Genomic DNA, 14,309 nt, shown 5'->3' on the forward strand with positions numbered 1-14,309 from the left:
AATAATCTTAATTCACATTTAAAAGAATAAAAAGAATGAAAAAAATAAAAAATTGCTTTAGGATTATTATACTATTGAATAGTATTATTTCCTATTCTCAAAATAGAGCAATTTTGATATTAGACAGCGTAACTAAATTACCCATTGAAACAGTAAATATTTATTATCCTGAAATTCAGGAAGGTACTTTTACAAATTCAGATGGAGAAGCCTCCATAAATATTAGGGATTATGATTTAAAAATTTCACACATTGCTTATCAGGAAAAAAACATTAATTCTAAAGAGTTACAAAATTCGAATACTTTTTATCTAACTCCAAAATCAATCGATCTCGATGAAGTTGTTGTCAGTTCTTTTAACTTAAATAAAGCATTACTTTATGTTCTTAAGAATTATGAAAAATTATATGAGAATCAGGCTTTTGAAAAAGAATGTAATTTTAAAGAAACACTTTCAATAGATAATAAATTAAAACGATTAATATTGACTAAGGTCAATTGGTGGAGTAAAAGTTATCAAATCAAGCATTTAAGTGATTTAAAAATGCGTTTAGGTGCCATCGATTATAATATTAATAATCCGATGGATGTTTTTATGGATATTCCTAAAGATAATATTCCTTCGAATAGCGGATTTATAAATACAACAAACCTTATTAGTTCTATTTATCTAAATAGCTTTCTGGTTAATTTTATAAAATATAATCCAGATTTGGAGGCTGTTATAGAAAAATCTTCTGATAATGAATTGATTGTTTCTTTTACGTCTGATTGGAAAAGTACTTCTAATTATTTATACAGAAGTAAGGGAAAAATTATTTTTGATAAAAAAACTAAAGCAATCATTTCAATTACTAATGAAGTTGAAAATCAAAACAGAATTACTAAAAGTTTTACTGTCAGAGGAAACAAAAGGTTTTCATATGAAAATATTAATTCTGTTTCAATATTAAATTTTATAAAAAATAAGAGTAATCATTGGTCCCTAAATTCCTTTGAGGTTAGCGCCGATTTTAATATTACATACAATGATGTAAAGCATAATGGAAATATAAAAAACAATTTATTTGTTTTAAAAGATACTCCTATGGAAAAAGTTAAGAATTTGGGGCTGATTAATTTATCAAAACCAATTTATCAAAATTTGCCCAAAGATAATATTACAACCGCAAGCTCAATATTATTATCAAATGAGGAAAGAAGTTTTATTGATGTAAATAGTGGTATTAAAAATAGATGAATGTAACTTTTAAAGTATAGTTTATGCAAAAAGATTTTATCTGTAATAAAAAGTATGTTTTAGGACTTTTATGGGTTGTTTTTTTTCTTCCTTTTTGGATTAAAGCCCAGGACAAAAAATCCATTCTTGACATAGAGAAAATCTATCTTCACACCGATCGATCCACTTATTTTGTTGGCGAAGATTTATGGTACAAAGCTTATAATGTACGTGCCTCAAACAACCTGCTTTTTGATAATAGTAACATTTTGTATGTCGAATTAATTTCCTCAGATGCTAAAATAATTGCCCGAAACAAAACCAATTTAGAAATGGGTTTAGGTCATGGCGATTTTGCATTACAGGATTCTCTGGGTGTAAAACCCGGAAAATACCAATTAAGGGCTTATACGAATTGGAATCGGAATTTTGGAGAAGACTTTGTATTTAAAAAAGACATTGAAATCATTGATGTTTTTGATTCGAAAGAGAACACAAAAGTTACTCAAAAACCGGTTTTGGAATCTCAAAAATCGAATAGAGAAGTCGCCAAACAAAATGCTTTTAAAGTTGAATTCTTCCCCGAAGGTGGTTCACTTATAGAAAATGTATCCAGCGTTGTTGGTTTTAAAGCCGTTGATAGGAACGGAAAACCTATTGAAATTATAGGGGAATTATTGGACTCCAATAATGAATTGGTTACCACTTTTGAAAGTGTTCACGATGGCATGGGGAAATTTCAGTTTGTACCGATGGAAAGTAAAAAGTATTATGCTAAAATTAAAACTTCAACAGGAACAGAAATTCGTCAAGAACTTCCTAATGTTCTTCAACAAGGTTATTTGCTCAATTTCAGGACAATAAAAGGTCGAAATGTTATCAGTATTAACACTAATCAAGCCACTTTATTGCAAAATCCTAATACTCAACTTACGGTGGTTTGCAAAGCCAAAGGAAATTCGTATTTGGAAACCGCACAAACTTTAACCGAAACAAGTTTATCTTTTGAATTGCCAAAAGACAAAACTCCCGAAGGAATTAGTCAAATTACATTATTTGACAAAACCAATAGACCACATAGCGAGCGATTGATTTACATTGAAAAAGAACATGATTTGGAAGTTGAACTCTCAACTGATAATGATACTTACGAACCTAATGAAAAAGCTATAGTTTATGTCTCATCTAAGTCAAAAGAAGGATTGCTAAAATCAGCCAGTTTTTCTTTGAGTGTTACCGATATGAATGGAGTTGAAGATGCCAATTTTGATTCAAATATAAGTTCGTATTTCCTGATGGAATCTGACATTAAAGGAAAAGTAAATCATCCGGGCTATTATTTTGACACCAATAATCCCAAACGATTAGAACATTTAGATAATTTATTGTTGACCCAGGGTTGGCGTGATTTTGTATGGAAATCAATGCCAAAACTGGATGAAAAAAACTGTTTTAAAGTAGAAAAAGGGATTACTATTTCAGGAAGAGTGAAGCAAGTTTTTGCAGATACTCCATTGGTAAATAATAATTTAACATTGGCTTTGATGAGTAAAAAAAATCATGGAATTTTTAATGCAACCACCGATGCTACAGGCAGATTCCAATTTGAAAACTTGCTGTTTTCTGATAAAGCGAATATGTACTTAAACAATGTTAATGAAAAAGGAAAATTCAGAGGGGAAATTGTTTTGGATTCGATTGAACGGACTCCAATGTTTGTTAGATTAAAAAAGGAAATCATTCTTTTGCCTGAAACAACTCATTCGGTTGTTAAAAATGTTTCTAAAAAATATATTGCTTTTGGAATAAAACCGGAGAATATGTTGAAAGAAGTTGAAGTGAAGGCTAAGAAAAACAAAATTAATCCATTTTACGGAGTTCCTGATTATAGTTATAAGGTAAATAAAATAGAAGCCAATAAATTTTACAATTTTGTTGATTATTTGGAACAAGAGTTGAGAGGTGTTGTTTCTGTTAATTATGACAGTATAGTAGCAAAAGATGCTTCCAAAATGCCTTTTGCAGTATTAATAGATGGTTTTCAGGCGGTGAGTGGAGATCAATTACTTTCAGTATCTCCTGATGAAGCACTTAGAATAGAAGTTGTAAGTGGAATACACATACGGGAGCTATATGGCAAACTAACTCTAGTTTCCATTTTTACAAGTGCAAAAGATGGGCAACGTAAAAAAATAGTTCCTGTCTATGCCGTTAATAAAGAACTAGAAGGCTTTTACACCGCACGCACTTTTTATTCGCCAGATCCTGAAAAACCAAATCCTGAGTTGGATAAAAATGTAGGAGTTAGAAATACTATTTATTGGAATCCTTATGTGCATCCTGATAAATCTGGAAATACCAATGTGAATTTTTATAATACCAAGGTAGAAACTAAAGTAAAAGTAGCTTTAGAAGGAATTACTGGTAGCGGAATTCCTGTGGTTAAGAATATTTATTATAACATTAAAAAATAAATGAAGTCCTGCTGTAATATTTTATTCGGGACAGTACAGGACAATTGTATGATTGAACTCTTATATCTTAGCTTTTTAATTTTTCAATTATGTTAAAAAAACAATTATTAGGGATTACTTTGGTGCTATTGTGTTTCTCAATTGAAACAAAAGCACAAAATCAAAACATTAAAAATGATGTTTTTTGGGATACCAAAGACGGATTGCCTATTTACAGTCAGGGAGGTGGGGTTTTTAAGTTTAAAGATCCCAAAGATGGGATTGAAAAATATTTTTGGTACGGTGTACATTATGAAGAGGCTGAGAAATACAGAAAAGAGCCTGTGAAAAAATACGATCATTGCACCTTTAAATCAGTAAGCTGTTACAGTTCAACCGACTTGGTCAACTGGACTTTTGAAGGGGATGTTTTAATGGAAGCTACCGCTAATCCTGACGGCAGGAGAACTTGGGTAGGACGTTTAGGAGTCGCTTTTGTGAAGGAAATCAATAAGTATGCTTTGTTTGTGCAACACGGAAATCAGGTTTTGGTAGCATTAGCCGATTCTCCTGTGGGGAATTTTATTTGGCATCAAAAAATAAATATGCAGCCTTGGATTGGAACTACCAATACCGGCGATCAAACCGTTTTTACGGATGAGGATGGAAAATCTTATCTGATTTATTCTTACGGGCAGGGACGCAATAAAATTTATGTTTCCGAAATAGGAGTAAAAGACGGCAAAGTGACTATTTTAGACTGTACTAAAATTTTTCAGGGAGCAAGTCGCGAAGGAAATTGCATGTTTAAATACAAAAACAAGTACTACATGGCAGCTTCCAATATTTATGGTTGGGATGCCTCTTTTGCTTATTATTTGGTTTCCGATAACATCAGAGGACCTTATTTGCCAACGAATGATATGCAAATCATGCCTGGCTCTGAAGAAGATTATGCACATGTAACACAAACCGGATTTTTTTATACCATAAAACAAAAAGACAAAGAAACGGTTTTGTATTGTGGTGACCGTTGGGCCGATTTTGCGGGGAATGGTTTGGGTTATAATCAGTGGTTTCCACTTTCTTTTAATGGAAGTGAGCCCTATTTTAATTCATTAAGTTCGTGGAATCTGGACGAAAAAACCGGAAATTGGAATGTAGCAGCAGATAATAATTATGTGAAAAACGGCAGTTTTGAAGCCGACAGAAATAAAATCCCGAGTAGTTTTAAACCCGTTCAGGAACAACTTTTGGGTTGGAAAACAGAAATTATAAAAGGAAATAAAATAAGTATTACAGATAAAAATTCGCCACAATTGAATTATTTTAATACCGAGGAGGATAGAAAAGAAGTAATTGGCGAAAAAAGTCTGAATATTACCGACACAATTGATTTTACAAGAGAAATCAGCCAGGAAATCAGTTCGACACCTTATGTTATTTTAGAAGATGGCGTATATGTTTTTACAGCAAAAGTTAAAAATAGTCCAGGTTTTAGCGAATTGAAAATTTATGCCAATAGTGGCGGTGTTGAATATAAAGTTGACATGAAAGACGAAAATGTTTCTTGGAAAACCATTCGTATTGATGATGTTTTGGTTAAAAATGGTAAAATCACTATCGGATTTTTTGCCAATGGAACAGCAAATGCTTTTTGTTTAATTGACGATGTGACTTTAGTTAAGAAATAAAAAAAGTTTTCTTGGTTTAAAAATAAACCGCAAAGTTCACAAAGACTTGCGCAAAGTAAACGCAAAGCTCTTTAAAGTTTTATTTTAAATCTGCTGAATCTGAGTGCTGAAATTTTTTTTAGCATATTTTTTAAACTTTGTAACCTTTGCGAAAAACTTTTGCGCACTTTGCGGTCAAAATCATCCCGCAACGTTGTACCTTTGCGACTTAGAAAAAAGAAGAAAATGCTTAAAATAGGAAAATACAATAACTTAAAGATATTACGTGATACCAAAGTAGGTTTGTTTTTAGGGGATCCTGAAAAAGATCCTGAAGGAATTCACGATGTCCTTTTGCCTAATAAATATGTCCCTAACGAATTTGAAATAGGAGAGGAACTGATTGTTTTTGTTTATTTAGATCACGAACAACGTCCTGTGGCTACCACTTTAGAGCCTTATATTTTGTTGAATGAATTTGCGCTTTTGCGGGTAAATTACATCAATCAGGTAGGTGCTTTTATGGATTGGGGAATGGAAAAAGATATTCTGGTACCGTTTAAGGAACAAGCCCGACCAATGGAAAAAGGGAAACGCTATTTGGTTTACCTTTATATGGACGAAAAAACCAATCGATTAGTTGCTTCAAGTAAAACGAATCAATTTCTTAATAACGAAACGCTTACGGTTGAAAAAGGCGAAGAAGTGGAGTTGATTGTTTCTCACATTACCGAAATCGGAATTAATGTGATTATCAACGAAAAACACAAAGGACTTTTGTATAAAGATGAGGTGTATGACGACAGTATTCGTACCGGTGACAGAATGCGTGGTTATATTAAAAACATTCGACCTGATAACAAAATAGATGTTTCGTTACAAAAACAGGGTTATGAAAGTATTGAGCCTAATGCCGAGAAAATTTTGGACGAACTAAGAGCCAGCCGTGGTTTTTTAAGACTAAACGATAATTCACATCCCGAAGATATTAAAACGGTTTTGAAGATGAGCAAAAAGACTTTTAAGAAAGCCATAGGTGCTTTGTACAAAGAAAAGCTGATCGAAATTAAAGAAGACGGAATTTATCTCGTAAAAGAATAAAAGAATTATTGAAAAGGTTTTCGATGTTTCGAAAAAAGCAAAAGCCATCTTTGTAAACAGGAGATGGCTTTTGTTGTTTAGATTATCTTTTTGATTACCCTGAGTTTGTGGGTGTGTTTGTTAGTTTCGGCATTAAAAATCCCCAGGTGATCGATGCGGTCAATTCTGACCTTTCCGCTGGCATGGATAATGTAATTGTTTTCCATAATAATCCCAACGTGGATGATGTTGCCTTCTTCGTTGTCAAAGAAAGCCAAATCTCCGGGCTCACTTTCCTCAATAAAACTTAAGGCTTCTCCCTGAGTAGCCTGTTGTGAAGCATCTCTTAATAGTTTATAGCCATTTAATTTATAAACCATTTGGGTAAAACCGGAACAGTCAATTCCAAAAGGTGTTTTTCCTCCCCATAAGTAGGGAGCATTTAAGTATAAATAAGAAGTGTTGATAATGTTCTTCTTGTCCTTGATTCCGTTGACTTTAGTGCCTTCAAACTCGTAATTTTGAGTATTAATTTCGCTGTTATTCAAAAAAGATAATGAAGCTCCCAGCGGAATAGGAATTAAAGTGTTAGAAGGTCCTGTAATGTATTCGATTAAATCCGAATTTAAAATCAGCGTTTCTTTGGATAATTGTTCGTAATTGGATTCTGAAATTTCCTGATACTGTTTTGAATCTACCCAACCTTCGTAGTCATCGTATTGTAATTTAATACGAGACCATTGTTTGTGTTTTTCCAATATTTTAAAATGTTCGCCAAACAATACCTGAGAAACAATTTCGCTTTTGTCACTAGGTTCAAATCGAAGTGGGATAATGGCTAAATTACAGATTCCAAACATTAATTCTACTTTTTTAGATTCTTTCAATAACAATTGCTGAAGCTCCGCCACCACCGTTGCAAATTGCGGCAGCTCCTATTTTTGCATTATGCTGTTCTAAGATATTGAGTAAACTTACAATGATTCGGGCACCAGAACATCCCAGAGGATGACCTAAGGCAACTGCTCCTCCGTTGACATTTACTTTTTTACTATCTAAACCAAGGATTTTCATATTAGCCAGACCTACAACGGAAAAAGCTTCGTTGAATTCGAAAAAATCCACATCGTTAATTGAAATGCCTGCTTTGTCTAAAGCTTTAGGTAATGCTTTGGCAGGACTTGTGGTAAAACATTTAGGTTCTTGTGCAGCATCGGCATAACTTTTTATATAAGCTAAAGGTTTTAGATTTAATTCGGCTGCTTTTTCCTCGCTCATAATTACTAAGGCAGCAGCACCATCATTTATAGTAGAAGCATTGGCGGCTGTTACGGTTCCGTCTTTGGAGAACACAGGGTTCAGAGAAGGAATTTTATCTAATTTCACATTAGTGAATTCTTCGTCTTTATTGATGATAATTGGTTCGTCACGTCTTTGCGGAACAGCAACAGGGACTACTTCGTTATCGAATTTTCCCGATTCCCAGGCTTCGGCAGCACGTTTATAGGATTCAATGGCAAAATTATCCTGCTCTTCTCTGCTAATATTGTATTCCGAAGCGCAAAGGTCGGCATAAACGCCCATAGCCTGATTGTCGTAAGCGTCCATAAGACCGTCTTTTTGCATACCGTCAACAAGAGTGGTTGGTCCAAATTTAGTTCCGTTTCTTAAATGCGTATAGTGAGGAATCAGACTCATGCTTTCCATACCACCAGCTACAACAATTTCGGCATCGCCAGCCTGAATGGCCTGAGCAGCCATCATAACCGATTTCATTCCTGAAGCACAAACTTTGTTAATAGTAGTACAAGGAACAGTATTGTTTAGTCCGGCATAAATAGCGGCCTGACGGGCGGGTGCCTGTCCGGTGCCGGCCTGGATGACATTTCCCATGAGTACTTCGTCAACCAGAGTTGGGTTAAGTTTTATTTTATCTAAAGCTCCTTGTATCGCAATAGCACCAAGTTTTGGGGCTGAAATATTGGATAATGCTCCCATAAAACTTCCGATTGGTGTTCTAACAGCTGAAACGATAACAATTCTTTTACTCATGACTGAATGATTATTTAATAGTATAGTAGAAGCAAATTTAGTCTTTTTTGTATAAAATTTAGATTTTCAAGAGTTGATTCTATTTTTATAAAAATAGTTTTGTTGATATCCGAATCTATATATTTGATTGTGAGAGTATTTAAAATAAAGTAAAAAAAATAATAAAAATAATCGCCAAAATAGTTGTGAGAAATGGGATGATGTGTTACATTTGCAACCGCAAAACGAGATACATTCTTTGAGCTTAGGAGAGGTGCCAGAGCGGTAATGGAGCAGATTGCTAATCTGTCGACGGGTAACCGTCGCCAGGGTTCGAGTCCCTGTCTCTCCGCTTAATTTTTGCCTCGGGGTGTAGCGTAGCCCGGTTATCGCGCCTGCTTTGGGAGCAGGAGGCCGCAGGTTCGAATCCTGCCACCCCGACCAAAACTTTACCATAAAGTTTTAAAACAAATGGTTCCATAGCTCAGCTGGATAGAGCAACGCACTTCTAATGCGTAGGTCGAAGGTTCGAATCCTTCTGGAATCACATTAAAACCCCTTGATTTCAAGGGGTTTTTTGTTTTTGTGACTTTTTTGTTTTTATATTTACAGCTGCAAGAACCTGCTTTTTACAACAAAATCAAGAAATTACCGCGGATGAAAATCGAAATAAAACTACTTATGGTCAAAAAACAAATTCTTAAGGATTTTCTGTTTGTAGTATTGGTTTTGTTAGTTGGTGTTTCCGTTTTTGGTCAGGTTAAAAAAGACACCGTTTCTTTATCCGAATTAGTTTTAACTGCTTCACCTATACGGAATACAATTCAAAATTCTGCTGTTGCGGTTTCAGTTATAAGTGAAAAAGAGATCAATCAGGCTGACGGCGTAATCCTGACTCCTGTTTTAAACAAAATCCCGGGTGTATACATGCAGCAGGGCGCTTTGAATACTAATCGGATTACGATTCGCGGTATCGGGGCGAGGACGCAATATGGAACCAGCAGAATTAAGGCTTATTTTGAGAGAATTCCGCTTTCGGATGCCGAAGGAGAAACGGTTTTAGAGGATATTGATTTAGAAGCCTTGGGCGGAATCGAAATTATAAAAGGACCTAATTCGACCAGTTTTGGTGCCGGTTTGGGAGGTGTCATCAGTTTGAAGGCAAAGCAATTAAATCAGGAAACTACTTTTGCAAAATCAGGAAGTACATTTGGGAGTTTTGGGTTGCTAAAACAAATTTTATCGGTGGGTTCTGCTGATTCAAATTCTTCTGTTTTTGCTAATTATAGTAATTTGCAACAAGATGGTTATCGAGCTAATAGTGATTATAACCGACAATCATTAAATTTATTTGCTAAGCAACAGCTTTCTAAGAAATCGATACTTTCGTTTTTTAGCATCGCTACAAGATTGAAAGCTTTTATTCCGAGTTCGATAAGTGAAAATGCTTTTAATAACAATCCGAAGTCGGCGGCGGCTACCTGGCTCGCTGCAAAAGGCTATGAATCCTATGATAAATTGTTAGCCGGTTTGGGGTTTGAACATCAGTTTTCTGAAAGTTGGTCGGCTGATATTAGTCTTTTTTCTAATTTGAAAAATGCTTATGAAGCACGCCCTTTTGATATATTGGAAGATAAAACCAAGTCGGCAGGTTTTCGTTCCAAAGTAAATTATTTGGATTATTTATTCACTTTGCCTAATATTATTAGCGTTGGTACTGAATTTATAACGGAAAATTATAATTTTTCACTATTTAGAAATTTGTACCAATCCAATTCCGGACAAGGAAGTTTACAAGGTGAACGATTTGCTCAAATGGAACAAAACAGACGTTATTGGAATGCTTTTTTTCAAATGGAAACCAAACTCTCAACAAAGCTCAATTTGGAATCCGGAATTGCATTCAATACAACTCATTACAATCAGGCGGATATTTTTTCACAGCTTGGAACAAAACAAAATTACAGCTTTGAGAGTATTTGGTCGCCTCGATTGGGTTTGTCTTATAAAATAGCCGATGGCAAAAATATTTATGCTTCGTTGAGCAAAGGGTTTTCTATTCCGGTAGTTGCCGAAACCTTAACAGCCGAAGGACAAATTAATACCGATTTAAAACCTGAAATTGGGGTGAACTATGAAGCAGGTTTTAAAGGGAACTTTTTAGGAAGGAAACTTTATACAGAACTGATTTTTTATTCCACTCAAATCGGCAATTTATTAGTGGCGCGCAGGGTTGCCGAAGATCAATATGTGGGAATTAATGCAGGAGAAAGTTCGCATCAGGGAATAGAATTTTTAGTGAATTATAAATTTGATGCTAATGCAAATATTCAGTTGAATCCTTATTTTTCGGGAACAATCACTCATTTTAAATTTAAAGATTTTGTAGACAGAGATACTGATTTTTCAGGAAAATTGTTGCCGGCTGTACCTAATGTGCAATTGAATGCCGGATTGGATTTGGTAACGGCAATGGGGTTGAATTTTAATGCTTCTTATCGATATACAGGTAAAAGATATCTTGATGATGCCAATTTAAAGGAAACAAAAGGATACCAACTTCTTGATGTAAAAGCCAGTTATGTTTTTTATATCCTTAAAAAGTTAAAAATGGAAATCAATACAGGAGTTCTAAATGTATTGAATGAGAAATATGCTGCGAGTATATTGCCTAATGCTGTTGGTTTTGGAACTGCTCCGGCCCGTTATTATTACTCGGGAAATCCGGTGAATTATTATGGTGGCTTCAATGCCGTCTATACTTTTTAATTAACGGGCTATTTTGTTTTTGTATTCTTTAGGCGTGTTTCCGGTGTTCTTTTTGAATAGCTTATTGAAATTAGAAACGGTTTTGTATCCGCATTCATAAGCTATTTCCGAAACGCTCATGTCGGTTTCTATAAGGTGTTTGCAGGCATTTGAAATGCGTATTTCGTTCAGGTATTCAATGAAATTCTTTTTGGTTCTTGATTTGAACATTCTGCAAAAAGAAGTCGGTGTCAGATTGGCAATTTGAGCTACTTCATCCAGTGAAATCTCTTTTTTGTAATTGTCTTTTATGTATTGGTAAACGTCCGAAAGACGGTCTTTTTTAATAGAATCATTAGTAGGTGAATAGGTTTCGCTGTTTATGAAATCTAAATCAGTAGTGGTAGCTGATAAAACAGATAAAATTTCAAAAAGCCCAATAATAACTTCAAAATCCTGTTTGATAACGAGTTGTTCTAATTTTTCAGCGATAAGTTTGTTGGTTTTTCCTTTAATGGAAAGTCCTTTTTTTGCTTTTTCAAAAAGGCTGTTGATTTTTTGAGCTTCTTTTAATTCGTAAAAAGCAGGACCGAAAATATCTTTGTTAAAATAAACTACAATAGCTTTGGCTTTAAGTTTATTGATGTTGTGATAATAGATTTCATCGTTTAACCAAACATGGGGAATATCGGACCCCAGAAAAACCATGTCGCCTGATTCAAAATTATCCACCGAATTACCTATAATTCGTTTGCCAAAACTTTCTTTTACATAAACCAGTTCCAATTCAGGATGGGAATGAAAGGGTGCCTGAAAGAAAGATTCCTCTCTGGCATGTACAGATATGGCGCTGTTTAAGTAAGACGATATTTTGGTTCTCTCTAGTTTCATCAGGCTTCAAAGATAAATAATAATTAGATAAGGATAAAATCGAATTATTATTTAGGGTTGTGGCACAGTACCTTTATTTTTTTATATTTTGCCATATGAAAATATCGTAATCAATTGATAGATAAGGCAGTAATGAATTAGGTGTTGTGAGGAAATTGAATCCTTGTTTAAAAAAATACAACAAATTAGTGCTATTTTATCTCTTGAAAACGAAGCATTTATTTATAAATTTGTCCTTTTTAAAATTAATATCATTTATAATAATTTAATACTACGTTAAAATGTTCTCATTAAAAGATAAAAAAGCAATCATAACAGGTGGTGGAAGCGGAATTGGAAAAGCCATTTCGGTATTATTTGCTAAACAAGGAGCTGAAGTTCACATCATAGAATTAACAGCCGAAAGTGCTCAAAATACAGTTGACGAAATCACTGCCGAAGGAGGAAAAGTTTTTGCACATGCTTGTAATGTTGCTAAACATGATGAGGTGGTAGCTACTTTTGAAAAAATTGGTAATATCCATATTTTGGTTAACAATGCCGGAATTGCTCACGTAGGTAAAGTGGATACAACTGGGGAAGCTGATTTTGACAGAATTATGGATGTGAATGTAAAAGGAGTTTACAACTGTTTGTTTGCCTCAATTCCTCAATTCCGTAAGTCGGGTGGTGGTGCTATTGTTAATATGGCTTCGATTGCTTCATGGGTTGGGATTTCGGATCGTTTTGCTTATTCAACGGCTAAAGGAGCGGTGATGTCTATGACATTATCAGTTGCCAGAGATTATATTAACGAAAATATCCGTTGTAATTCGATTTCTCCCGCGCGTGTACATACACCGTTTGTAGATGGATTTATTGCTAAAAATTATCCTGGAAATGAGGCTGAAATTTTTGATAAGTTATCAAAATCACAGCCTATAGGAAGAATGGGAAAACCGGAAGAAATTGCTACTTTAGCATTGTTCTTAGCAAGTGAGGAAGCTGGATTTATTACAGGATCAGATTATCCAATTGACGGGGGATTTATAAAATTGAATAACTAAAAAAAGGTACTAAGGTTCTAAGCTACTAAGTCTTTAAAAAAAGTGCAGTACCTTAACAACTTAGAATTAAAAAAATAATAATAAAAAATATAGAGAAATGAAATTAATACGTTTTGGAGCAGAAGGCAGCGAAAAACCAGGGATTTTAATTGGAGAAAAGAGATATGATGTTTCTTCAATTGTAACTGATTATAACGAATCTTTTTTTGAGAATAATGGCTTGGAAAAATTAAAAGCGGCTATCGATGCAGGTACTTCTTTTCCGGAAGTTGGAGCTGATGTTCGTTTAGGTTCAGCTGTTGCCAGACCTTCAAAAATCATTTGCATTGGGTTGAATTATGTGGACCACTGTCATGAAACTGGTGCTCCAATCCCAACAGAACCAATTATTTTCTTTAAATCGACTACTTCTTTATGTGGGCCAAATGATAATGTGATTATCCCAAAAGGAAGTGAAAAAACAGACTGGGAAGTAGAATTGGCTTTTGTTGTTGGTAAAAAAGCAAGTTATGTTGAAGAGTCTGAAGCTTTAGATTATGTAGCGGGTTATTGCTTATTAAACGATTACAGCGAAAGAGCTTTCCAAATTGAAATGGGAGGTCAATGGGCAAAAGGTAAAGGATGCGATACTTTTGCACCTCTTGGACCATACTTAGCAACTCAGGATGAAATTGCCGATGTAAACAATCTTCCAATGTGGTTGTCTGTTAATGGTAAAAAATTCCAAAACAGTAATACTTCTAACTTAGTATTTAAAATTCCATTTTTAGTACATTATTTAAGTCAGTTTATGACTTTGCTACCGGGTGATGTTATCAGTACAGGAACGCCTCCGGGAGTAGGTTTAGGGATTAAACCGGATCCTATTTATGTAAAAGCAGGTGATGTTATCGAATTAGGAATCGAAGGTTTAGGTTCTAGTAAACAAGTTGCTGTGGCTTATTCTAAATAAGTTTTAGTAAATATATTTTAAAAGGAGTATTGGATTTAAGATTCAATGCTCCTTTTTTTTGTTCTCTTTTTAGAAAATCTTATTGCTGTAAAAGGGTGAAAACCTTTGTTTTAATCAGGAGGTAGTTTGATTAAGTTGTGTAATTTGAAGTGTTTGTGAAAACAATCCATAGATTAGCACAAATTGTCCATATTGAGCTTTGGTTTAGATTCTAT

The 14,309-nt window shown here is 34.3% G+C and carries 10 protein-coding genes and 3 tRNA genes; 10 read left to right on the plus strand and 3 right to left on the minus strand.

All coding sequences use genetic code 11. The features are described 5' to 3' along the window. Positions 1-35: 35 nt before the first annotated feature. The 4 genes from IEV84_RS04830 (at position 36) to IEV84_RS04845 (ending at position 6,447) form a co-directional block, all read left to right on the plus strand. A complete protein-coding gene (locus IEV84_RS04830) occupies positions 36-1,241 on the plus strand; it encodes a carboxypeptidase-like regulatory domain-containing protein (protein WP_188493016.1) in 1,206 nt (401 codons plus the stop codon). A 23-nt stretch (positions 1,242-1,264) separates the two neighbouring features. Beyond that, entirely contained in the window at positions 1,265-3,694 is a 2,430-nt protein-coding gene (locus IEV84_RS04835; protein ID WP_188493018.1) for a hypothetical protein, read from the plus strand. A gap of 89 nt (positions 3,695-3,783) precedes the next feature. Further along, positions 3,784-5,367, plus strand: coding sequence for a family 43 glycosylhydrolase (locus IEV84_RS04840; protein WP_188493020.1), 1,584 nt, complete (start codon positions 3,784-3,786; stop codon positions 5,365-5,367). 225 nt (positions 5,368-5,592) lie between these two features. Next, on the plus strand, positions 5,593-6,447 hold the full coding sequence (locus IEV84_RS04845; RefSeq protein WP_188493022.1) for a CvfB family protein: 855 nt from the start codon (positions 5,593-5,595) through the stop codon (positions 6,445-6,447). A gap of 77 nt (positions 6,448-6,524) precedes the next feature. Here the strand turns inward: IEV84_RS04845 and IEV84_RS04850 are convergent, their stop codons facing one another. Both IEV84_RS04850 and IEV84_RS04855 read right to left on the minus strand, forming a co-directional pair. Beyond that, positions 6,525-7,286 carry a C40 family peptidase gene (locus IEV84_RS04850; RefSeq protein WP_188493024.1) on the minus strand — a complete coding sequence of 254 codons (762 nt, stop codon included), beginning with the start codon at positions 7,284-7,286 and terminating at the stop codon, positions 6,525-6,527. Positions 7,287-7,299: 13 nt separating this feature from the next. After that, positions 7,300-8,478 carry an acetyl-CoA C-acyltransferase gene (locus tag IEV84_RS04855; RefSeq protein WP_188493026.1) on the minus strand — a complete coding sequence of 393 codons (1,179 nt, stop codon included), beginning with the start codon at positions 8,476-8,478 and terminating at the stop codon, positions 7,300-7,302. 247 nt (positions 8,479-8,725) lie between these two features. On the opposite strand from IEV84_RS04855, the gene IEV84_RS04860 reads away from it, so the two are divergent. From IEV84_RS04860 to IEV84_RS04875, 4 genes are all read left to right on the plus strand, one after another. Next, positions 8,726-8,809: transfer RNA gene (locus IEV84_RS04860), tRNA-Ser, on the plus strand. Between the two features lie 14 nt (positions 8,810-8,823). Beyond that, positions 8,824-8,901 (plus strand) — tRNA-Pro (locus tag IEV84_RS04865). A gap of 29 nt (positions 8,902-8,930) precedes the next feature. Next, positions 8,931-9,004, plus strand: a tRNA-Arg gene (locus tag IEV84_RS04870). Positions 9,005-9,114: 110 nt separating this feature from the next. After that, a complete protein-coding gene (locus IEV84_RS04875; RefSeq protein WP_229732612.1) occupies positions 9,115-11,226 on the plus strand; it encodes a TonB-dependent receptor in 2,112 nt (703 codons plus the stop codon). Here IEV84_RS04875 and IEV84_RS04880 read toward each other — a convergent pair whose 3' ends face one another. Continuing rightward, a complete protein-coding gene (locus IEV84_RS04880) occupies positions 11,227-12,096 on the minus strand; it encodes an AraC family transcriptional regulator (protein ID WP_066329802.1) in 870 nt (289 codons plus the stop codon). A gap of 281 nt (positions 12,097-12,377) precedes the next feature. Here IEV84_RS04880 and IEV84_RS04885 point away from each other — a divergent pair, with 281 nt between their 5' ends. Next, entirely contained in the window at positions 12,378-13,142 is a 765-nt protein-coding gene (locus IEV84_RS04885; protein WP_188493028.1) for an SDR family NAD(P)-dependent oxidoreductase, read from the plus strand. A gap of 97 nt (positions 13,143-13,239) precedes the next feature. Beyond that, positions 13,240-14,094, plus strand: a complete 855-nt coding sequence (locus IEV84_RS04890) for a fumarylacetoacetate hydrolase family protein (protein ID WP_188493030.1) — start codon at positions 13,240-13,242, stop codon at positions 14,092-14,094. The last annotated feature ends 215 nt before the right edge of the window (positions 14,095-14,309 follow it).

This window comes from Flavobacterium palustre, assembly GCF_014639535.1.
Taxonomy (GTDB): domain Bacteria; phylum Bacteroidota; class Bacteroidia; order Flavobacteriales; family Flavobacteriaceae; genus Flavobacterium; species Flavobacterium palustre.